The organism is Jeotgalibacillus proteolyticus (genome assembly GCF_002926065.1).
Lineage (GTDB): Bacteria > Bacillota > Bacilli > Bacillales > Jeotgalibacillaceae > Jeotgalibacillus > Jeotgalibacillus proteolyticus.
In genome coordinates this window covers 22,508-43,194 of record NZ_PREZ01000010.1, presented here as the reverse complement: position 1 = coordinate 43,194, position 20,687 = coordinate 22,508, and the positions used below count along the sequence as shown (strand labels likewise).

The following is a 20,687-nucleotide window of genomic DNA, read 5'->3' as shown; positions in this document are numbered from 1 at the left end:
GATTGTCCCTCCTTTTTCTATTAAAATTCAAGTCCGTTTTCACGTGCAGCATCTGCAAGAGCTTTTACACGTCCGTGATATAGATAGCCTCCACGGTCAAATACGACTGATTTCATACCTTTTTCTACTGCGCGTTTAGCGATAAGCTCGCCTACTTTAGCTGCAGCTTCAGCGTTTCCGCCAGCTTCAATGCCAAGCTCCTTGTCAGATGTTCCAGCGCTAGCTAGTGTTACGCCATTCACATCATCGATTAATTGAGCGTAAATGTGCTTGTTAGAGCGGAAAATGTTTAAACGTGGACGAGACTCCGTTCCAGTGATTCTAGAACGTACACGTGCATGACGTTTTTTACGTACCGCATTCTTGTCAGCTTTTGTAATCAATCAAGGTCACTCCTTTCATGCGCCTAAGCGGCATTATTTACCTGTTTTACCTTCTTTACGACGAACTTGTTCGCCTTCATAACGGATTCCTTTACCTTTGTAAGGCTCTGGAGGACGTACAGCACGGATGTTAGCAGCAAGTGCACCTACGCGCTCTTTGCTCGCACCTTTAATGATGATTTTTGTATTTGAAGGAACTTCAACTTCAATTCCTTCTTCTGGAGTCATCTCAACAGGGTGAGAGTATCCAACGTTAAGAATCAATTTGTTTCCTTGTTTTTGAGCACGATAACCGACCCCAACTAACTCAAGGCCGCGTTCGAATCCTTTAGCTACACCTTGAATCATGTTGTTCAAAATCGCACGGGTTGTACCGTGGATTGTACGGTGGTCTTTGGAATCAGAAGGACGGACTACAGTAAGTGTAGTACCTTCTTGTTCGAACTTCATTTCAGAATTGAAAGTGAAAGTTAATTCACCTTTAGGTCCTTTAGTTGTAACGGTTGAACCGTTAATAGTAAGCGTTACATCAGAAGGTACCTCAATTGGTTTTTTACCTACGCGAGACATTCTGTTGCACCTCCATTCCTATTCAAAAATATTACCAAACGTATGCTAGAACTTCTCCGCCAACTTGTTTAGAGCGAGCTTCTTTGTCTGTAAATACACCGTTGGAAGTTGACACTAATGCAATTCCTAAGCCGTTCAGTACGCGTGGAACTTCGTCAGCTTTAGCATAAACACGAAGACCAGGTTTAGAAATACGCTTAAGGCCAGTGATAACACGTTCGTTATTTGTACCGTATTTTAAGAAGATACGGATAATCCCTTGCTTGTTGTCCTCGATGTATTCTACATCACGGATAAAACCTTCACGTTTCAGGATTTCTGCAATTTCCTTTTTGATGTTGGAAGCAGGAACCTCAAGCTTCTCGTGACGAACTTGGTTCGCATTACGAATGCGAGTCAACAAATCTGCGATTGGATCTGTCATTGTCATATTATTTTACCTCCTTCCCAAAATCGGGTTTTACCAGCTGGCTTTCTTAACGCCAGGAATTTGACCCTTGTATGCTAGTTCACGGAAACAAATACGGCAAAGCTTAAATTTGCGCAGTACTGAGTGTGGACGTCCGCAACGTTCGCAGCGAGTATACTCTTGTACTTTGAATTTTTGTGTGCGTTTTTGTTTCGCAATCATTGATTTTTTAGCCACGTTTACGCCTCCCTTTTATAGAGATTACTTTTGGAATGGCATACCGAATTGTGTAAGCAATTCACGAGATTCTTCATCAGAATTCGCTGTTGTAACAATTACGATGTCCATGCCACGAACCTTGGATACTTTATCATAATCGATCTCTGGGAAGATAAGCTGCTCTTTAACACCAAGAGTGTAGTTTCCGCGACCGTCGAATGACTTCTTAGAAATACCACGGAAGTCACGTACACGTGGAAGAGATACAGAGATAAGCTTGTCTAGGAATTCGTACATGCGCTCGCCGCGAAGTGTAACTTTCGCTCCGATTGGCATACCTTCACGTAGACGGAAGCCTGCGATTGATTTTTTAGCTTTTGTAATCAATGGCTTTTGACCAGTGATTGTCGCTAATTCCTCAACAGCTGTATCTAGAGATTTAGTGTTTTGAACTGCGTCACCAACACCCATGTTGATTACGATTTTTTCGATTTTAGGTACCTGCATCACAGAAGTGTAGTTAAATTTGTTAACCAAAGCAGGTGTGATTTCGCTATTGAACTTTTCTTTTAGGCGGTTCATTCTTGAGTACCTCCCTTCTTCTTGAACTATTTATCTAAAGATTCACCTGATTTTTTTGCAATACGTACTTTTTTACCGTCCTCAACTTTGAAGCCAACACGAGTTGGTTCGTTTGTTTTTGGATCGATTAGCATCACGTTTGAAACGTGAATTGCTGCCTCCTGGTTGCTGATTCCACCTTGTGGATTCATTTGAGAAGGTTTAGAGTGCTTCTTGACGATGTTTACACCCTCAACAAGCACGCGGTCTTTTTTAGGGAAAGCTGCAAGAATTGTTCCAGTCTTGCCTTTATCCTTGCCCGAAATAACCATTACTTTATCGCCTTTTTTAACGTGCATCCTATCGCACCTCCTTGATACGGTGGTATTGATCAATTAAAGAACTTCTGGTGCTAGAGAAACGATCTTCATGAAGCTGTTGTCACGAAGTTCACGAGCAACCGGTCCAAAGATACGTGTACCACGAGGGCTCTTGTCATCTTTAATAATGACACAAGCGTTTTCGTCGAATTTGATGTAAGTTCCATCAACACGGCGTACTCCGCTTCTTGTGCGAACAACTACTGCTCTCACAACTTCACCCTTTTTAACAACGCCTCCTGGTGTTGCTTGTTTCACTGTGCACACGATCACATCACCAATGTTAGCAGTTTTGCGGCCAGAGCCACCAAGTACTTTGATTGTTAATACTTCACGTGCACCAGAATTGTCAGCTACTTTTAAACGGGATTCTTGTTGAATCATGTAGGTTACCTCCCTTCGGAATAAACATATCCGAACAATGTATTAGATAATAACCGCTTTTTCTACGACTTCCAATAGACGGAAACGTTTAGTTGCTGAAAGCGGGCGTGTTTCCATTACACGAACGATGTCGCCAATTTTGGCTTCGTTTTGTTCGTCGTGAGCTTTGTACTTTTTAGAGTATTTTACTCGTTTGCCATAAAGTGAATGTTTCTTTTGAGTCTCTACCAATACAGTAATCGTTTTATCCATTTTGTCAGACACGACACGACCGGTGTAGACTTTACGCTGGTTGCGTTCACTCATGCTGCAAACCTCCTCTCAGTTATCAGTTGTTTGCGCCAATTTCTCTTTCACGAATCACGGTTTTCATGCGAGCAATGGCTTTACGTACTTCACGGATGCGAGCTGTGTTTTCCAATTGGCCAGTTGCAAGTTGGAAACGCAGGTTGAAAAGCTCTTCTTTCAGTGATTTAACCTTTTGTTCAATTTCAGCAGTGGTAAGGTCACGAATTTCATTAGCTTTCATTTGATTCACCACCAATTTCTTCACGTTTTACAAACTTGCACTTAACAGGAAGTTTGTGTGCAGCAAGACGAAGGGCTTCACGTGCCACCTCTTCTGATACTCCTGCAATTTCAAACATAATCTTGCCAGGCTTTACAACCGCTACCCATCCTTCAGGAGCACCTTTACCAGAACCCATTCGGACTTCAAGAGGTTTTTTCGTGTAAGGCTTGTGTGGAAAGATTTTGATCCATACTTTACCGCCACGTTTCATGTAACGTGTCATAGCAATACGGGCAGATTCGATTTGACGGTTTGTGATCCAGCTGGCATCCACTGCTTGCAGGCCGTATTCACCGAAAGTTACCTCAGTACCGCCTTTCGCTTGACCGCGCATTTTCCCGCGGTGTACACGACGATATTTAACGCGTTTAGGCAATAACATGATTAGTTTCCTCCTTCCTCGGAATTCTTCTTGTTCTTGGTAGGAAGAACTTCTCCACGATAGATCCATACTTTAACTCCGAGCTTACCATACGTAGTATCCGCTTCAACGTGAGCGTAGTCGATGTCAGCACGAAGAGTATGAAGTGGAACAGTACCTTCGCTATAATGTTCAGCACGTGCGATATCCGCTCCGCCAAGACGACCAGAAACCTGAGTTTTGATCCCTTTAGCGCCAGCGCGCATTGTGCGTTGAATTGATTGTTTTTGTGCACGACGGAAAGACACACGGTTTTCCAGTTGACGTGCAATGTTTTCACCTACAAGTTTCGCATCAAGATCCGCTCTTTTGATTTCAACGATATTGATGTGAACACGCTTGTTAGTAATTTTGTTAAGGTCTTTACGAAGTGCTTCCACTTCAGTACCACCTTTACCAATTACCATACCAGGCTTAGCAGTGTGAATTGTAATGTTAATGCGGTTAGCCGCACGCTCGATTTCAACCTTAGAAACTGATGCTTCTTTAAGGCGTCCTTCAATGTAGTCACGGACTTTAAGGTCTTCATGAAGAAGATCTGCATAGTCTTTGCCTGCGAACCATTTTGATTCCCAGTCACGAATGACTCCGATACGTAGTCCAATTGGATGTACTTTTTGACCCACGCATTATCCCTCCTTTTTTTCAGATACCACGATTGTAATGTGGCTGGTACGTTTGTTGATTGCACTTGCACGGCCCATCGCACGTGGACGGAAACGTTTAAGTGTTGGACCTTCATTTACATAGGCCTCTGTAATCACTAGATTATTGATGTCCATATCGTAGTTATGCTCAGCGTTCGCTACAGCAGATTTCAATACCTTTTCAACTACCGGAGAAGCAGAACGTGGAGTGTGGTTTAAAATTGCAACCGCCTCACCAACCTGCTTGCCGCGGATTAAATCTGCTACTAGGCGTACTTTACGAGGAGCAATACGAACTGTTCTCGCAACAGCTTTAGCTTGCATTAGGATAGCCTCCTCTCAATTAGCGTCTTGTTTTCTTGTCATCGTTACCATGGCCTTTGTACGTACGGCTAGGTGCGAATTCACCAAGCTTGTGTCCTACCATGTCTTCTGTGACGTATACTGGAACATGTTTGCGTCCATCGTATACAGCGATTGTATGACCGATGAATGCTGGGAAGATCGTTGAACGACGAGACCAAGTTTTAACAACCTGCTTCTTGTCTGCTTCATTTAGCTTCTCAACTTTTACCATTAAATGATCGTCCACAAAAGGTCCTTTTTTCAAGCTGCGACCCATATTGGAACCTCCCTTCGTGATTGTCCTACGGCTCGATTGTTGAACCGTAGCTCAATCCCGTTATTTTTTACGACGACGTACGATAAATTTATCGGATTTGTTTGATTTCTTACGAGTCTTGTAACCAAGAGTTGGTTTGCCCCATGGTGACATTGGTGACTTACGTCCGATTGGAGCTTTACCTTCACCACCACCGTGTGGGTGATCGTTCGGGTTCATTACAGATCCACGTACAGTTGGGCGTTTGCCTAACCAGCGTGAACGGCCTGCTTTACCAATGTTAATAAGTTCGTGCTGCTCGTTACCAACCTGCCCTACTGTTGCACGGCAAGTAGCAAGGATCATACGAGTCTCACCAGAGTTAAGGCGTACAAGAACGTACTTGCCTTCTTTACCAAGCACCTGTGCAGATGTACCAGCAGAACGTACCAGCTGACCACCTTTACCAGGCTTAAGCTCGATGTTGTGAATGATTGTACCAACTGGGATGTTGATAAGTGGAAGTGCATTACCTGTTTTAATGTCCGCTTCAGGACCAGCCATTACTTCCATTCCTACAACTAGTCCTTTAGGAGCTAGGATGTAGCGTTTTTCTCCATCAGCATAATTGATTAGTGCAATGTTTGCTGAACGGTTTGGATCATACTCGATTGTGGCAACGCGTCCTGGAATGCCATCTTTGTTACGTTTGAAATCGATGACACGGTATTGACGCTTATGACCGCCACCTTGATGACGAACGGTTAACTTACCTTGGTTGTTACGGCCACCTTTACGCTTAATAGGCGCAAGAAGTGATTTTTCCGGAGTGCTTGTAGTGATTTCAGCAAAATCAGAAGTTGTCATGCCGCGACGACCGTTGGAGGTAGGTTTGTACTTTTTAATCGCCATTCTTATTCCCTCCTCTTCTAAATATCAGTTAATATTAAGCTTCGAAAAATTCGATTTCTTTGCTTTCTTGAGTAAGAGTTACAATTGCTTTGCGACGTTTGTTGGTATACCCAGCATAACGGCCCATGCGCTTGTATTTCCCTTTGTAGTTCATGATGTTAACTTTTGCAACGTCTACACCAAAAACTTCTTCAATAGCATGTTTAACCTGAGTTTTGTTGGCACGAGTGTCGACTTCGAACGTGTATTTCTTCTCACCCATAAGGTCTGAAGAACGTTCAGTAATTACGGGGCGCTTAATGATATCACGAGCTTCCATTATACAAGCACCTCCTCTACTTTTTGAACTGCATCCTTCGTCATAATCAACTTGTCGTGACCAAGTACGTCAAGAACGCTGATTCCGTTAGCAGCTACGATTGTTACTCCAGGAATATTACGTCCAGCAAGAGCAACATTTTCATCAAGACCGTCAGTCACTACTAGGACTTTTTTGTCTACTGAAAGGTTTTTCAATACTGATGCAAATTCCTTTGTTTTTGGCGATTCAAATGAAAGCGCCTCTAGTACTAAGATATTCTCTTCAACCACTTTGGAAGAAAGAGCTGATTTAATCGCTAAGCGACGAACTTTTTTAGGAAGCTTGTAGCTGTAGCTGCGTGGTGTTGGTCCGAAGACAACTCCACCTCCACGCCATTGTGGTGAGCGGATTGAACCTTGACGGGCACGACCTGTACCTTTTTGGCGCCATGGCTTACGTCCACCGCCGCGTACTGCGGAACGATTTTTTACTTTGTGTGATCCTTGGCGAAGTGATGCGCGTTGCATGACAACAGCCTCAAACATCACTGCGTTGTTTGGCTCGATACCGAAGATTGATTCGTTAAGCTCGAGTTCACCAGCTGTTGAACCATCCTGTTTGTATAGAGATACTTTAGGCATTCCTGTTTCCTCCTTTCCGATAGCGTCTATTATTTAGATTTAACCGCACTATTTACTTGAATTAGCGTCTTGTTAGGACCAGGAACGTTTCCTTTAACAAGAAGCAGATTACGTTCAGCATCAACCTTAACGATTGATAGGTTCTGAACTGTTACTCTTTCTCCGCCCATACGTCCAGGTAATAGTTTACCTTTGAATACACGGTTTGGATCTACAGGACCCATTGAACCGGGACGACGGTGATAACGTGAACCGTGAGACATAGGTCCGCGGGATTGGTTGTGGCGCTTGATTGCACCCTGGAAACCTTTACCCTTCGAAATACCTGTCACATCCACTACATCGCCTTCTGCGAAAATATCAACTTTGACTTCTTGACCAACCTCATACTCTCCAAGTTCTACACCGCGTACTTCACGGACGAAGCGCTTAGGAGCAGTTTCTGCTTTAGCAGCGTGGCCGCCTTCAGGTTTATTAGAAAGCTTTGCACGCTTATCTTCAAAACCTAACTGGATAGCCTCGTATCCGTCTGTATCAACTGCCTTCTTTTGAAGAACAACGTTTGGCGTTGCCTGGATTACAGTTACAGGGATCAAGTCACCATTTTCAGCAAAAACTTGAGTCATTCCAATCTTTCTACCTAAGATTCCTTTGGTCATTAGTCACACCTCCTAATTTGTTTTTATATTGTATTTGTTTGAATTAAAGTTTAATTTCGATGTCAACGCCAGACGGTAAATCAAGACGCATAAGTGCATCTACCGTTTGTGGTGTTGGATTCACAATATCTACAAGACGTTTGTGTGTGCGCATTTCAAACTGCTCACGAGCATCCTTGTATTTGTGTACCGCACGCAGGATCGTGTAGATAGACTTTTCAGTCGGCAACGGGATTGGACCCGATACACTTGCACCTGAACGTTTTGCAGTTTCAACGATTTTCTCTGCGGACTGATCAAGGATTCTGTGATCATACGCCTTCAAACGGATACGAATTTTTTGTTTTGCCATTATTTTCCCTCCTTTTTCGCCTATTTTGAAATAGACATTCTCCGCGAAAATTTCCCACACACCAGCCATGGCAAAGCGGCCGGGTGTGTCGGCAACCTCCCGCTTCATCGCAGTCAAAGACCAACATTAAACATTATACCGTGTACTAGTTGATCACGCAAGTCTTTTTACGAAATTAGTTTTCTTTCACACTTTCTTCATTATAGTAGGGATGCTTCCATGTTTCAAGTCATATGAAAATAGGCAGAAAATTCGTAGGTTTTATAAAGATTTGTCCCACTACAGCAACGATTCAACCCTCTATTCTCTTACGCTTACCGGATAGTAGATCAGAAAGAACAGTACTTATAAAACTGAGTTTCTTCTATATAGTAATAGCTGCTTTCCTTCTTCCTGAAATCTTACTACTCCTTATCCTGGACCTGGAGAATATAAAAAATCCCTGCAGCCAAATAGCTGCAGGGATTGTTGTTAGTGTCAGCAGAAATTACTTCTGGATAGAAGCAACAACGCCAGCGCCTACTGTACGTCCACCTTCACGAATAGAGAACTTAGTTCCTTCTTCGATTGCGATAGGAGAGATTAGCTCAACAGTCATTTCGATGTTGTCGCCAGGCATAACCATTTCTACTCCTTCAGGAAGGTTACAAACGCCAGTTACGTCAGTTGTACGGAAGTAGAACTGAGGGCGGTAGTTAGAGAAGAATGGAGTGTGACGTCCACCTTCTTCTTTTGAAAGAACATAAACTTCAGCTTTGAAGTTTGTGTGTGGAGTGATTGTTCCTGGCTTAGCAAGAACTTGTCCACGGTTGATGTCATCACGTGATACACCACGAAGAAGTGCACCAATGTTGTCACCAGCTTCTGCATAGTCAAGAAGTTTACGGAACATTTCAACACCTGTTACAGTTGTTGATTTTGGCTCATCAGTGAAACCGATGATGTCAATTACGTCACCGACTTTAACTTGTCCACGCTCAACACGTCCTGTAGCAACCGTACCACGGCCAGTGATTGAGAATACATCCTCAACAGGCATCATGAATGGTTTTTCAGTGTCACGCTCTGGAGTTGGGATGTAGCTATCTACTGCTTCCATAAGCTCATAGATTTTTTCTTCCCACTCAGCATCTCCTTCAAGAGCTTTAAGAGCAGAACCTTTGATTACAGGAACATCATCGCCAGGGAAATCGTAATCAGAAAGAAGATCGCGGATTTCCATTTCAACTAGTTCAAGAAGCTCTTCGTCGTCTACCATGTCACATTTGTTCATGAATACAACAAGGTAAGGTACACCTACTTGACGAGAAAGAAGGATGTGCTCACGTGTTTGAGGCATTGGGCCGTCAGCAGCAGATACTACTAGGATCCCGCCGTCCATTTGTGCAGCACCAGTGATCATGTTTTTAACATAGTCAGCGTGTCCTGGGCAGTCAACGTGTGCATAGTGACGAGTGTCAGTTTCGTACTCAACGTGTGCAGTTGAGATTGTGATTCCGCGCTCGCGCTCTTCTGGAGCACCATCAATTTGATCATATGCCATTGCTGTTCCACGACCATATTTCTTGTGAAGTACAGTTGTAATTGCAGCAGTTAAAGTTGTTTTACCATGGTCAACGTGTCCGATTGTTCCAATATTCGCATGGGTTTTCGAACGGTCGAATTTTTCCTTAGCCATTTGGGAAATCCTCCTTTGGATAGTTAAAGATTAGTTTTTTATTGTTATGGAATAAAGAAGTACGCAGGTACTCCCTTATCTCATAGCTTACATAAGTAGTTATACTTTATTGTAAGAGCTAAATCAATTATTCCCCTTTATTTTTCTTGATGATTTCTTCGGAGATTGATTTAGGTACTTCTTCATAGTGGTCGAAGAACATTGAGAACGTTCCACGTCCTTGTGTATTCGAGCGAAGTGACGTTGCATATCCAAACATTTCAGATAGAGGAACGAACGCTTTAACAATCTGCGCGTTACCGCGAGATGCCATACCTTCAACCCGGCCACGGCGAGATGTAATATCTCCCATGATATCTCCCATGTACTCTTCAGGAATTGTTACTTCAACACGCATAAGCGGCTCAAGAAGTACTGGGTTACACTTAGATACAGCGTTTTTCAATGCCATTGAAGCGGCAATTTTAAACGCCATTTCAGAGGAGTCAACATCATGGTAAGAACCATCATATAGACGAGCTTTAATATCGATTAATGGATATCCTGCAAGTACACCGTTATCAAGTGAATCTTCAAGACCAGCTTGAACAGCAGGAATGTATTCACGAGGTACAGTACCACCTACGATGCCATTTTCGAATTCAAAGCCTTTACCCTCTTCGTTTGGAGAGAATTCGATTTTAACGTGTCCAAATTGTCCACGACCACCAGATTGGCGTACGAATTTCCCTTCAACCTGAGCAGAGCCACGGAATGTCTCACGGTAAGATACCTGAGGAGCACCAACGTTAGCTTCTACTTTAAACTCACGACGCATACGGTCAACAAGGATATCAAGGTGAAGCTCACCCATACCTGCGATGATCGTCTGACCTGTTTCAGTGTCAGTGTGCGCGTGGAATGTTGGATCTTCTTCCTGAAGCTTTTGAAGCGCTTGACCCATTTTGTCCTGGTCAGCTTTTGACTTAGGCTCGATCGCAACAGAGATAACCGGTTCTGGGAATTCCATAGACTCAAGAATTACAAGACTCTTTTCGTCACATAGAGTATCCCCTGTTGTTGTATCTTTAAGACCAACAGCAGCCGCGATATCACCAGCATATACTTCAGCAATTTCTTCACGGGAGTTTGCGTGCATTTGCAGGATACGTCCAACGCGCTCACGCTTTCCTTTTGAAGCATTCTGAACATATGAACCGGATTGAAGTACTCCAGAGTACACACGGAAGAATGTTAATTTACCAACATACGGATCTGTCATAACTTTAAATGCAAGAGCTGCGAATGGCTCTTCGTCGCTTGGCGGACGTGAAACCTCTTCTTCGCTATCAGGAACATGTCCTTTAATAGACTCAACATCAAGTGGTGACGGAAGGTAGTCGATAACAGCGTCCAGCAGAAGCTGAACCCCTTTATTTTTGAAAGCAGAACCACAGATGACAGGATAGAACTCAACGTTTACAGTTCCTTTACGGATTGCAGCTTTAAGCTCATCAATTGTGATTTCTTCACCTTCAAGGTATTTCATCATTAGGTCTTCATCAAGGTCCGCTGCTGCTTCAATAAGCTTTCCACGGTACTCTTCAGCTTGTTCCTTGTACTCTTCAGGAATTTCGCGCTCTTCAGTGCGAGTTCCAAGATCATCTTCATAGAAGTAAGCAACGTTCTTTACAAGATCGATGATTCCTTCAAACTCATCTTCAGCACCGATTGGAAGCTGGATAGGATGAGCGTTTGCTTGAAGACGGTCATGAAGTGTTCCTACTGAATAAAGGAAGTCTGCCCCAATTTTGTCCATTTTATTAACGAACACGATACGAGGTACTCCGTATGTTGTCGCTTGACGCCATACAGTTTCAGTTTGCGGCTCAACACCCGACTGGGCATCAAGTACACCTACTGCACCATCAAGTACACGAAGTGAACGTTCAACTTCAACAGTGAAGTCTACGTGTCCAGGTGTATCAATGATGTTAACGCGGTGGTCTTTCCATGAAGCGGTTGTAGCAGCAGATGTGATCGTGATTCCACGTTCTTGCTCCTGCTCCATCCAGTCCATTTGTGACGCACCTTCATGCGTTTCACCAATCTTATGGATACGACCAGTGTAATAAAGGATACGCTCCGTCGCAGTCGTTTTACCAGCATCAATGTGAGCCATGATACCGATATTACGAGTGTTTTTTAAGGAGAACTCTCTAGGCATGGGTCTTTCTCCTTCCTAAAATGATAATATGGTAAAAACTGATTTTGATCTTACCAGCGGTAGTGAGCAAATGCTTTATTTGCTTCCGCCATTTTGTGTGTATCTTCACGTTTCTTCACTGCAGCTCCAGTGTTGTTTGCTGCGTCAAGAATTTCATTAGCAAGACGCTCTTCCATCGTTTTTTCTCCACGAAGACGAGCGTAGTTTACTAACCAGCGAAGACCAAGAGTAGTACGGCGTTCAGGGCGAACTTCAACCGGCACCTGATAGTTAGCTCCACCAACACGGCGTGCGCGAACTTCAAGAACTGGCATGATGTTCTTAAGACCTTGATCGAACACCTCAAGAGCATCTTTACCGCTGCGTTCCTGGATTACATCAAACGCTGAATAAAGAATTTTTTGAGCTGTACCTCTCTTACCGTCAATCATGATTTTATTAATTAAACGAGTAACCAGTTTCGAATTATAAATCGGATCTGGCAACACGTCACGTTTTGCTACTGCACCTTTACGAGGCATGTATGTTCCTCCTTTCACGAGAAAATCAAATTTTATTTAATAGATTATTTCTTTTCTTTTGGTTTCTTAGTACCGTATAGAGAACGACCTTGACGACGTCCGTCTACACCAGCTGTATCAAGAGCACCACGAACGATGTGGTAACGTACCCCTGGTAAATCCTTTACACGTCCGCCACGGATAAGAACAACACTGTGCTCTTGAAGATTGTGGCCGATACCTGGGATATACGCAGTTACCTCGATCATGTTAGTCAAACGTACACGCGCATATTTACGAAGAGCCGAGTTTGGTTTCTTCGGAGTCATCGTACCTACACGAGTACAAACACCACGTTTTTGTGGAGAAGATACGTTAGTCGCTTTCTTCTTAAAGCTGTTGTACCCTCTGTTAAGTGCTGGTGAAGTTGACTTTGTGCCTTTAGATTGACGCGGCTTGCGCACTAATTGGTTAATAGTTGGCATGAGTTTTTTTCCTCCCTTCAAAATTGTTGTAAGCCCACACATCCAGGTGGTTCATTTTTGGGCAAAAACAAAGTCTTTGTAGTACTAGTCTACAAAAACATCTTTAAATAGTAACGGCTACCGCAGCAGCACCGACTTCGATCCCGCATGCTTTCCCCAGCTTCTTCATTGAGTCGACATGGGAAACTGACACGTTCATATCATTAGCGGTGTGTATGATTTTATCAATCACATAAACATCCGCATCATCAGCGACGATCACCTCTCGGATAGTACCTGCCTTGAGGGCCTTTACGACTTGTTTGGATCCTACAATGATGTGTTTAGCCTGTGATACTTTTTCATAAGACATCTTCATATCCTCCAAAGTAACAGGTTACGAATAGGAGCAACCTTGAATATATTATCATCTCATCTAGTTGATGTCAACAATATTAAAAATAAATTGAGAATGCGATACCAGTGTTCGGTATCGCATTCTCATTAAAAGTAATGAGCTGCCTTTTGTCTTTCAAAATGAAAGAGTGCCGGCAGCGGCTTCAATTGAACTATTCGACAGAAACTGCTTCTTCAACAGTATCTTCCGATTCAATTTCCGCCTGGCGATAGCGCTGCATTCCTGTTCCGGCTGGAACAAGCTTACCGATGATTACATTTTCTTTTAGACCAAGCAATTCATCACGCTTACCTTTTATTGCTGCATCCGTAAGGACACGGGTTGTTTCCTGGAAGGATGCTGCTGATAGGAAAGATTCAGTTTCAAGCGACGCTTTTGTGATTCCAAGAATCAGCGGGCGGCCTGTTGCCGGTTTCTTTCCTGTCAATATTACCTGTTGATTGGCTTCCATAAATTGATGGACATCAAGCAGTGATCCTGGCAGTAGTTCTGTTTCACCGGCTTCAATTACACGCACCTTGCGAAGCATCTGGCGGACCATTACCTCTACGTGCTTGTCACCGATCTCAACGCCCTGCATACGGTATACTTTTTGAACTTCTTTCAGTAAGTATTCCTGTACAGCCGCGACGTCACGGATTTTGATCAATTCTTTCGGATCAATAGAACCTTCTGTCAGTTCCTGTCCTCTGGCAATTGTATCATCCACCGCTACTTTCAGGCGTGCAGTATAAGGAGCTGTGTAGCTTCTTGTTTCTACATCACCTTTAACTGTGATTTCCTGCTGACGGTCTTTGCCTTCGCTTACAGCTGTTACTACTCCATCGATTTCAGAGATGACCGCCTGACCTTTCGGGTTACGGGCTTCAAAAATCTCCTGGATACGCGGAAGACCTTGTGTAATATCGTCTCCTGCTACCCCTCCTGTATGGAATGTACGCATTGTAAGCTGAGTTCCCGGCTCACCGATTGACTGGGCAGCGATAATACCGACTGCTTCTCCCACTTCAACCTTTTCACCAGTTGCAAGGTTCTTACCATAACATTTTTCACAGACACCATGACGGGTGTTACATGTAAACGCTGAACGGATCGATACTTCTTCAATACCTGCTTCAATAATTTGACGCGCGATATCTTCTGTAATCAGCTCGTTGCGTTTTACAAATGCTTTACCTGTTTTAGGGTGTTTAACTGTTTGGTTTGAATAACGGCCTTCCAGACGCTCTTCAAGTGGTTCGATCGTTTCAGTGCCATCTTTCAGCGCACTTACACGAAGTCCGCGGTCAGTTCCGCAATCCTCTTCACGAACGATAACATCCTGCGCCACATCAACAAGACGACGTGTAAGGTAACCTGAGTCAGCTGTTTTAAGAGCTGTATCGGCAAGACCCTTACGCGCACCGTGAGTAGAGATGAAGTACTCAAGTACTGTCAGACCTTCACGGAAACTTGATTTGATCGGAAGCTCGATGATCCGTCCAGCCGGGTTGGCCATCAGACCACGCATACCGGCAAGCTGTGTAAAGTTAGATGCGTTACCACGGGCACCGGAATCACTCATCATATAGATTGGATTCAGGCTGTCAAGCGTAAGCATCAGTTTATCCTGAATAACGTCTTTCGCGGCACTCCAGATAGAGATAACACGATCATAGCGCTCTTCTTCGGTAATTAAACCGCGCCGGAATTGCTTTGTCACTTTATCTACTCTCTCTTGTGCTTCATTTAAGATCTCCTGCTTCTCAGGAAGAACAACGATATCCGCGATACCGATTGTAATACCAGCGCGAGTAGAGTGTTTGAAGCCCAGGTTTTTCATGCTGTCAAGCATTCTTGAGGTATCCGTGATATGGAATCTCTTGAATACTTCTGCGATGACATTTCCGAGATATTTCTTTTTAAACGGTGAAATTAATTCACTCGATTTAATGTGTTCTTTTACATCTGTTGTTGGATCAACGAAGAACTTATCCGGTGTTGCCACTTCTAAGTTTTCCATTGTCGGCTCGTTGATGTAAGGGAATGACTTTGGAAGAATTTCATTGAAAATAACTTTCCCCGGTGTTGTCAGGAGAAGTTTTTTGCTTTGTTCTTCCGTAAAGTTTTCTTTCTTCGCTGCACTCGCATGAATCGCAATACGGGTGTGAAGGTGTACATATCCGTTTTGATACGCAAGAAGAACTTCGTCTGCATCCCGGAATACTGTGCCTTCCCCTACAGCGTCCTTACGCTCAAGTGTCAGGTAGTAGTTTCCTAATACCATATCCTGAGAAGGTGTAACAACCGGCTTACCATCCTTAGGATTCAAGATGTTTTGGGCAGCCAGCATAAGCAGGCGTGCTTCAGCTTGAGCTTCAGATGAAAGCGGAACGTGAACAGCCATTTGGTCACCATCGAAATCGGCATTGTATGCAGTACATACAAGCGGGTGAAGACGAATCGCACGGCCTTCTACAAGAGTAGGCTCGAATGCCTGGATCCCAAGACGGTGAAGTGTAGGTGCCCGGTTAAGAAGCACTGGGTGTTCTTTAATAACATCTTCAAGTACATCCCATACTTCACTGTGAACGCGTTCGATTTTACGTTTCGCACTCTTAATATTGTGAGCAAGACCACGCTCGACAAGCTCCTTCATCACAAACGGCTTGAACAATTCAAGCGCCATTTCCTTTGGAAGTCCACACTGATACATTTTCAGGTTTGGACCTACCACGATAACGGAACGGCCGGAATAGTCAACACGCTTACCAAGAAGGTTCTGACGGAAACGTCCCTGCTTCCCTTTCAGCATATGAGAAAGAGATTTTAACGGACGGTTACCCGGTCCGGTTACAGGACGGCCGCGGCGGCCATTGTCAATTAATGCATCAACCGCTTCTTGAAGCATACGCTTTTCGTTTTGAACGATGATGCTTGGAGCACCAAGATCCAATAGACGTTTTAAGCGGTTGTTACGGTTAATAACACGACGATACAAATCATTTAAATCGGAAGTAGCAAAACGTCCGCCGTCTAATTGAACCATCGGACGAAGCTCCGGCGGGATGACAGGCAGTACGTCTAAAATCATCCAGTCCGGATAGTTTCCGGAATTACGGAATGATTCCACTACTTCAAGGCGTTTAATCGCACGGGTACGACGCTGGCCCTGAGCAGTTTTGAGCTCTTCTTTAAGCATTTCAGCTTCTTTATCCAGATCAAGGTCCTGAAGAAGCTTTTTGATCGCTTCTGCACCCATTGCCGCCTGGAATTTGTTGCTGTATTTATCGCGATATGCGCGATACTCTTTTTCTGAAAGCAATTGCTTTTTCTCAAGCGCTGTATCACCAGACTCTGTTACTACGTAAGAAGCGAAGTATATAACTTCTTCCAGTGCACGCGGGGACATGTCAAGAACAAGACCCATACGGCTTGGAATTCCTTTAAAGTACCAGATGTGAGATACAGGTGCTGCTAATTCAATATGGCCCATACGTTCACGGCGCACTTTTGCGCGTGTAACTTCTACTCCACAGCGGTCACAAACGACGCCCTTATAGCGGACGCGTTTGTATTTACCGCAGTGGCATTCCCAGTCCTTTTGGGGACCGAAAATACGCTCGCAGAAAAGACCATCTTTTTCAGGCTTCAACGTACGATAGTTAATGGTTTCCGGCTTTTTGACTTCTCCGAAAGACCATGAACGGATCTTGTCAGGAGCTGCCAAACCAATCTTCATGTATTCAAAATTATTAACATCTATCAAGGAGCCTACCTCCCTTTTCGTTTACAGGTTTTGCCCTTTTGTCGGTTATCTGCACGATAGTTATACTCATTCTTTTGTCGCAACGGTTTCTGATGTTAATGCATCGGCTTCCGGTGCAATATTCAACGCATCTGCCTGATGAATGTCTTCTTCATCGTCAAGATCACGCATTTCAATCTCTTCATCATTGCTTGACAGCATCTTCACGTCCATACCTAAGCTTTGAAGCTCTTTAATCAATACTTTGAATGATTCAGGTACGCCCGGTTCAGGTACACTGTCACCTTTTACGATCGCTTCGTATGTTTTAACACGGCCGACAACATCATCCGACTTAACGGTCAGAATTTCCTGCAGCGTATAAGCAGCACCGTAAGCTTCAAGTGCCCATACTTCCATTTCTCCGAAACGCTGTCCACCAAACTGCGCTTTACCACCCAGCGGCTGCTGAGTAACAAGTGAGTAAGGACCAGTTGAACGAGCGTGAAGCTTATCGTCAACCATGTGAGCCAGTTTGATCATATACATAACCCCAACTGATACACGGTTGTCAAACGGATCTCCTGATCTTCCATCATAAAGAACCGTTTTACCGTCACGTGACATGCCGGCTTCTTCGATTGTTGCCCATACATCTTCCTCGTTCGCACCATCGAATACTGGCGATGCAATATGGATACCCATTGCACGCGCAGCCATTCCCATGTGCATTTCAAGTACTTGTCCGATGTTCATACGTGATGGTACACCAAGAGGATTTAACATGATGTCAATTGGTGTTCCGTCTGGCATGTAAGGCATATCTTCTTCAGGTAAAATACGGGAAATAACACCTTTGTTACCATGGCGTCCGGCCATTTTATCCCCAACAGAGATTTTTCTCTTTTGAACGATATAAGCACGAACCAGCTGATTAACGCCCGGCGGAAGCTCATCACCGTCTTCACGGTTAAAGATCTTCACATCAAGGATAATTCCACCTGCACCATGCGGCACACGAAGAGAAGTATCACGGACTTCACGCGCTTTTTCACCAAAAATGGCGTGCAGCAAACGCTCTTCCGCAGTTAATTCAGTAACACCCTTAGGCGTAACTTTACCGACAAGAATGTCTCCGTCTTTTACTTCCGCACCGATACGAATGATTCCGCGCTCATCAAGATTGCGAAGTGCATCCTCACCGACGTTTGGAATATCACGGGTAATTTCCTCTGGTCCAAGCTTTGTATCACGTGACTCCGACTCATATTCTTCAATATGGATCGACGTATATACATCGTCTTTTACAAGGCGCTCACTCATGATAACGGCATCCTCATAGTTGTAGCCATCCCATGTCATGAAGCCAACCAGCACGTTACGTCCAAGCGCAAGCTCACCTTTTTCCATTGAAGGACCATCAGCAAGAATTTCGCCTTTCACTACGCGGTCGCCAACAGCCACGATCGGGCGTTGGTTATAACAAGTTCCCTGATTGGAACGAATAAATTTTTGCATTTTGTATTTATCAAGATCGCCTTCTGTTTCCTTGCCGTCGATATCGACAATTCTGCGAACCCAAACCTGGCTCGCCTGAACGCGCTCAACAATACCTTCATGCTTATTAATAACAGCAGCACCTGAATCCTTCGCTGAAACGTGCTCCATTCCAGTACCTACGAATGGTGCTTCAGGGTTCAATAAAGGAACTGCCTGACGCTGCATGTTCGCTCCCATTAGAGCACGGTTGGAGTCATCGTTTTCTAAGAAAGGAATACACGCTGTCGCTGCAGACACTACTTGTTTTGGTGATACATCCATGTAATCTAAGCGATCACGTCTGATAACCTGGTTGTCACCGCGGAAACGGGAAACAACTTCATCATCAAGGAATGAACCATCATCACCTAAACGGGCATTTGCCTGTGCCACTACGTAGTTATCTTCTTCATCAGCAGTCAGGTAATCAATCCGGTCGGTAACCTTCCCTGTCTCAGGGTCAACACGACGATAAGGTGTTTCAATAAATCCGAAACGATTTACCTTCGCAAAACTTGATAAAGAGTTGATTAGTCCGATGTTTGGTCCCTCAGGCGTTTCAATTGGACACATACGGCCGTAGTGGGAATAGTGAACGTCACGCACTTCAAAGCCTGCGCGCTCACGCGTTAAACCACCAGGTCCAAGCGCCGATAGACGGCGTTTATGTGTTAATTCAGCCAGCGGGTTAGTCTGGTCCATGAACTGCGATAATTGAGAGCTTCCGAAGAACTCTTTAATTGATGCAATAACAGGACGGATATTAATTAATTGCTGCGGTGTAATGGTGTTGGTGTCCTGAATGGACATTCTCTCACGCACGACACGCTCCATACGGGAAAGCCCGATACGGAATTGGTTCTGCAGAAGCTCACCTACAGAACGCAGGCGGCGGTTTCCTAGATGATCAATATCATCCGTTAGGCCGACACCGTGCAGAAGGTTAAAGAAGTAGCTGATAGAAGAAATGATATCGGCAGGCGTGATGTTTTTCACACTGTCATCGACATAAGCATTTCCTAGTACAGTAATTTCCTTGTCGCTGTCTGCATTTGGAACCTGGATTTTAATCGCCTGAAGCGTTAAGTCTTCTTCGATTACACCACCTACTTGATTGATTGTCTTAAAGCCGACTCCGTTTTCAAGATACGGGATAAGCTTATCAAGATTTCTCCGGTCAAGGGTTGTTCCTTTTTCTGCTAGAATCTCTCCTGTTTCAGGGTCTGCTAGTGTTTCCGCCAGCACTTGCCCAAACAAACGATTCTTAATGTGAAGCTTTTTATTCATTTTATAACGACCTACATTTGCAAGGTCGTAACGCTTAGGATCAAAGAAACGAGATTCCAAGAGGCTTTTAGCATTATCTACTGTTGGCGGTTCACCAGGGCGAAGACGCTCATAGATTTCAAGCAATGCCTTTTCTACGTTTTCTGTGTTATCTTTTTCTAATGTATTACGGATGTACTCATTGTCTCCGATCAGATCAATAATTTCCTGATCTGTACCAAAGCCAAGCGCACGTAATAAAACAGTTACAGGAAGTTTACGGGTACGATCGATTCGAACGTGCACCACATCTTTTGCATCTGTTTCATACTCAAGCCAGGCACCGCGGTTTGGAATAACCGTTGCACCAAAGCCTCTCTTACCGTTTTTATCCATTTTGCCATGGAAGTACACACTCGGCGATCGAACAAGCTGTGATACGATTACGCGTTCAGCACCATTAATGATGAAGGTACCCGTATCTGTCATAAGAGGAAAATCTCCCATGAATACGTCTTGATCTTTTACTTCTCCGGTTTCTTTATTCAACAGTCGAACCTTAACACGAAGCGGAGCAGAATACGTTACGTCGCGCTCTTTGGATTCATCTACTGAATACTTTGGCTCACCAAGGCTATAATCAATAAATTCTAGTGAAAGGTTTCCAGTGAAGTCTTCGATTGGGGAAATATCGCGAAACATTTCTCTCAATCCTTCTTCTAAAAACCATTCATAGGAAGCTGTCTGAATCTCAATAAGATTCGGAAGTTCCAATACCTCACTGATACGCGCAAAACTTCTGCGTTGGCGGTGTCGTCCATACTGAACTAGTTGACCTGTCAACTGATTCACCCCTCAAATCAAGCGTTTTGATAGAG

The 20,687-nt window shown here is 44.0% G+C and carries 25 protein-coding genes; all 25 read right to left on the bottom strand.

Going from position 1 to position 20,687, the window contains the following annotated elements:
* Positions 1-20: 20 nt before the first annotated feature.
* The gene (gene rplR, locus C4B60_RS20075; protein WP_104059752.1) at positions 21-383 is read right to left on the bottom strand and encodes a 50S ribosomal protein L18; all 363 of its coding nucleotides are present in this window, start codon (positions 381-383) and stop codon (positions 21-23) included.
* A gap of 33 nt (positions 384-416) precedes the next feature.
* Complete coding sequence (gene rplF / locus C4B60_RS20070; protein WP_104059751.1) at positions 417-953, bottom strand: 50S ribosomal protein L6; 537 nt, start codon at positions 951-953, stop codon at positions 417-419.
* A gap of 31 nt (positions 954-984) precedes the next feature.
* A complete protein-coding gene (gene rpsH, locus C4B60_RS20065) occupies positions 985-1,383 on the bottom strand; it encodes a 30S ribosomal protein S8 (RefSeq protein WP_104059750.1) in 399 nt (132 codons plus the stop codon).
* 30 nt (positions 1,384-1,413) lie between these two features.
* A complete protein-coding gene (gene rpsN, locus C4B60_RS20060; RefSeq protein ID WP_010285078.1) occupies positions 1,414-1,599 on the bottom strand; it encodes a 30S ribosomal protein S14 in 186 nt (61 codons plus the stop codon).
* 24 nt (positions 1,600-1,623) lie between these two features.
* Positions 1,624-2,163, bottom strand: a complete 540-nt coding sequence (gene rplE, locus C4B60_RS20055; protein ID WP_104059749.1) for a 50S ribosomal protein L5 — start codon at positions 2,161-2,163, stop codon at positions 1,624-1,626.
* 26 nt (positions 2,164-2,189) lie between these two features.
* Positions 2,190-2,501: a 50S ribosomal protein L24 gene (rplX, locus tag C4B60_RS20050; protein ID WP_104059748.1), complete on the bottom strand. Its 312-nt coding sequence runs from the start codon at positions 2,499-2,501 to the stop codon at positions 2,190-2,192.
* Between the two features lie 36 nt (positions 2,502-2,537).
* Positions 2,538-2,906, bottom strand: coding sequence for a 50S ribosomal protein L14 (gene rplN / locus C4B60_RS20045; protein WP_104059747.1), 369 nt, complete (start codon positions 2,904-2,906; stop codon positions 2,538-2,540).
* 42 nt (positions 2,907-2,948) lie between these two features.
* Positions 2,949-3,212: a 30S ribosomal protein S17 gene (gene rpsQ, locus C4B60_RS20040; protein WP_104059746.1), complete on the bottom strand. Its 264-nt coding sequence runs from the start codon at positions 3,210-3,212 to the stop codon at positions 2,949-2,951.
* 22 nt (positions 3,213-3,234) lie between these two features.
* Entirely contained in the window at positions 3,235-3,435 is a 201-nt protein-coding gene (gene rpmC, locus C4B60_RS20035; RefSeq protein WP_104059745.1) for a 50S ribosomal protein L29, read from the bottom strand.
* Positions 3,425-3,859 carry a 50S ribosomal protein L16 gene (gene rplP / locus C4B60_RS20030; protein WP_104059744.1) on the bottom strand — a complete coding sequence of 145 codons (435 nt, stop codon included), beginning with the start codon at positions 3,857-3,859 and terminating at the stop codon, positions 3,425-3,427. Before rplP ends, rpmC begins: the two co-directional genes overlap by 11 nt.
* Positions 3,860-3,861: 2 nt before the next feature.
* The gene (gene rpsC / locus C4B60_RS20025; protein WP_104059743.1) at positions 3,862-4,524 is read right to left on the bottom strand and encodes a 30S ribosomal protein S3; all 663 of its coding nucleotides are present in this window, start codon (positions 4,522-4,524) and stop codon (positions 3,862-3,864) included.
* Between the two features lie 3 nt (positions 4,525-4,527).
* Positions 4,528-4,869: a 50S ribosomal protein L22 gene (gene rplV / locus C4B60_RS20020; protein WP_041054677.1), complete on the bottom strand. Its 342-nt coding sequence runs from the start codon at positions 4,867-4,869 to the stop codon at positions 4,528-4,530.
* A gap of 19 nt (positions 4,870-4,888) precedes the next feature.
* On the bottom strand, positions 4,889-5,167 hold the full coding sequence (gene rpsS / locus C4B60_RS20015) for a 30S ribosomal protein S19 (protein ID WP_104059742.1): 279 nt from the start codon (positions 5,165-5,167) through the stop codon (positions 4,889-4,891).
* 60 nt (positions 5,168-5,227) lie between these two features.
* Positions 5,228-6,058: a 50S ribosomal protein L2 gene (gene rplB / locus C4B60_RS20010; RefSeq protein WP_104059741.1), complete on the bottom strand. Its 831-nt coding sequence runs from the start codon at positions 6,056-6,058 to the stop codon at positions 5,228-5,230.
* A 34-nt stretch (positions 6,059-6,092) separates the two neighbouring features.
* On the bottom strand, positions 6,093-6,377 hold the full coding sequence (rplW, locus tag C4B60_RS20005) for a 50S ribosomal protein L23 (protein WP_104059740.1): 285 nt from the start codon (positions 6,375-6,377) through the stop codon (positions 6,093-6,095).
* Positions 6,377-7,000 carry a 50S ribosomal protein L4 gene (gene rplD, locus C4B60_RS20000; RefSeq protein WP_104059739.1) on the bottom strand — a complete coding sequence of 208 codons (624 nt, stop codon included), beginning with the start codon at positions 6,998-7,000 and terminating at the stop codon, positions 6,377-6,379. Before rplD ends, rplW begins: the two co-directional genes overlap by 1 nt.
* A 29-nt stretch (positions 7,001-7,029) precedes the next feature.
* Positions 7,030-7,659, bottom strand: coding sequence for a 50S ribosomal protein L3 (rplC, locus tag C4B60_RS19995; RefSeq protein ID WP_104059738.1), 630 nt, complete (start codon positions 7,657-7,659; stop codon positions 7,030-7,032).
* A 43-nt stretch (positions 7,660-7,702) separates the two neighbouring features.
* Positions 7,703-8,011: a 30S ribosomal protein S10 gene (gene rpsJ / locus C4B60_RS19990; RefSeq protein ID WP_104059792.1), complete on the bottom strand. Its 309-nt coding sequence runs from the start codon at positions 8,009-8,011 to the stop codon at positions 7,703-7,705.
* A gap of 487 nt (positions 8,012-8,498) precedes the next feature.
* The gene (gene tuf / locus C4B60_RS19985) at positions 8,499-9,689 is read right to left on the bottom strand and encodes an elongation factor Tu (protein ID WP_104059737.1); all 1,191 of its coding nucleotides are present in this window, start codon (positions 9,687-9,689) and stop codon (positions 8,499-8,501) included.
* Positions 9,690-9,816: 127 nt separating this feature from the next.
* The gene (fusA, locus tag C4B60_RS19980) at positions 9,817-11,895 is read right to left on the bottom strand and encodes an elongation factor G (RefSeq protein WP_104059736.1); all 2,079 of its coding nucleotides are present in this window, start codon (positions 11,893-11,895) and stop codon (positions 9,817-9,819) included.
* Positions 11,896-11,945: 50 nt separating this feature from the next.
* Positions 11,946-12,416 (bottom strand): 30S ribosomal protein S7, encoded by a 471-nt coding sequence (rpsG, locus tag C4B60_RS19975; RefSeq protein WP_104059735.1) that lies wholly within the window; start codon positions 12,414-12,416, stop codon positions 11,946-11,948.
* A 44-nt stretch (positions 12,417-12,460) separates the two neighbouring features.
* A complete protein-coding gene (gene rpsL / locus C4B60_RS19970) occupies positions 12,461-12,880 on the bottom strand; it encodes a 30S ribosomal protein S12 (protein ID WP_104059734.1) in 420 nt (139 codons plus the stop codon).
* 103 nt (positions 12,881-12,983) lie between these two features.
* On the bottom strand, positions 12,984-13,232 hold the full coding sequence (locus tag C4B60_RS19965) for a 50S ribosomal protein L7ae-like protein (RefSeq protein ID WP_104059733.1): 249 nt from the start codon (positions 13,230-13,232) through the stop codon (positions 12,984-12,986).
* 196 nt (positions 13,233-13,428) lie between these two features.
* Positions 13,429-17,025 (bottom strand): DNA-directed RNA polymerase subunit beta', encoded by a 3,597-nt coding sequence (gene rpoC / locus C4B60_RS19960; RefSeq protein ID WP_104059732.1) that lies wholly within the window; start codon positions 17,023-17,025, stop codon positions 13,429-13,431.
* 66 nt (positions 17,026-17,091) lie between these two features.
* Positions 17,092-20,652: a DNA-directed RNA polymerase subunit beta gene (rpoB, locus tag C4B60_RS19955; protein ID WP_104059731.1), complete on the bottom strand. Its 3,561-nt coding sequence runs from the start codon at positions 20,650-20,652 to the stop codon at positions 17,092-17,094.
* Positions 20,653-20,687: the final 35 nt, after the last annotated feature.

What these genes read in the sequence shown, in the direction of transcription:
- rplF (WP_104059751.1), bottom strand. Translation starts at nt 953, where the DNA reads ATGTCTCGCGTAGGTAAAAAACCAATTGAGGTACCTTCTGATGTAACG.
- rpsH (WP_104059750.1), bottom strand. Translation starts at nt 1,383, where the DNA reads ATGACAATGACAGATCCAATCGCAGATTTGTTGACTCGCATTCGTAAT.
- rplE (WP_104059749.1), bottom strand. Translation starts at nt 2,163, where the DNA reads ATGAACCGCCTAAAAGAAAAGTTCAATAGCGAAATCACACCTGCTTTG.
- rplX (WP_104059748.1), bottom strand. Translation starts at nt 2,501, where the DNA reads ATGCACGTTAAAAAAGGCGATAAAGTAATGGTTATTTCGGGCAAGGAT.
- rplN (WP_104059747.1), bottom strand. Translation starts at nt 2,906, where the DNA reads ATGATTCAACAAGAATCCCGTTTAAAAGTAGCTGACAATTCTGGTGCA.
- rpsQ (WP_104059746.1), bottom strand. Translation starts at nt 3,212, where the DNA reads ATGAGTGAACGCAACCAGCGTAAAGTCTACACCGGTCGTGTCGTGTCT.
- rpmC (WP_104059745.1), bottom strand. Translation starts at nt 3,435, where the DNA reads ATGAAAGCTAATGAAATTCGTGACCTTACCACTGCTGAAATTGAACAA.
- rplP (WP_104059744.1), bottom strand. Translation starts at nt 3,859, where the DNA reads ATGTTATTGCCTAAACGCGTTAAATATCGTCGTGTACACCGCGGGAAA.
- rplV (WP_041054677.1), bottom strand. Translation starts at nt 4,869, where the DNA reads ATGCAAGCTAAAGCTGTTGCGAGAACAGTTCGTATTGCTCCTCGTAAA.
- rpsS (WP_104059742.1), bottom strand. Translation starts at nt 5,167, where the DNA reads ATGGGTCGCAGCTTGAAAAAAGGACCTTTTGTGGACGATCATTTAATG.
- rplB (WP_104059741.1), bottom strand. Translation starts at nt 6,058, where the DNA reads ATGGCGATTAAAAAGTACAAACCTACCTCCAACGGTCGTCGCGGCATG.
- rplW (WP_104059740.1), bottom strand. Translation starts at nt 6,377, where the DNA reads ATGGAAGCTCGTGATATCATTAAGCGCCCCGTAATTACTGAACGTTCT.
- rplD (WP_104059739.1), bottom strand. Translation starts at nt 7,000, where the DNA reads ATGCCTAAAGTATCTCTATACAAACAGGATGGTTCAACAGCTGGTGAA.
- rplC (WP_104059738.1), bottom strand. Translation starts at nt 7,659, where the DNA reads ATGACCAAAGGAATCTTAGGTAGAAAGATTGGAATGACTCAAGTTTTT.
- rpsJ (WP_104059792.1), bottom strand. Translation starts at nt 8,011, where the DNA reads ATGGCAAAACAAAAAATTCGTATCCGTTTGAAGGCGTATGATCACAGA.
- tuf (WP_104059737.1), bottom strand. Translation starts at nt 9,689, where the DNA reads ATGGCTAAGGAAAAATTCGACCGTTCGAAAACCCATGCGAATATTGGA.
- fusA (WP_104059736.1), bottom strand. Translation starts at nt 11,895, where the DNA reads ATGCCTAGAGAGTTCTCCTTAAAAAACACTCGTAATATCGGTATCATG.
- rpsG (WP_104059735.1), bottom strand. Translation starts at nt 12,416, where the DNA reads ATGCCTCGTAAAGGTGCAGTAGCAAAACGTGACGTGTTGCCAGATCCG.
- rpsL (WP_104059734.1), bottom strand. Translation starts at nt 12,880, where the DNA reads ATGCCAACTATTAACCAATTAGTGCGCAAGCCGCGTCAATCTAAAGGC.
- C4B60_RS19965 (WP_104059733.1), bottom strand. Translation starts at nt 13,232, where the DNA reads ATGTCTTATGAAAAAGTATCACAGGCTAAACACATCATTGTAGGATCC.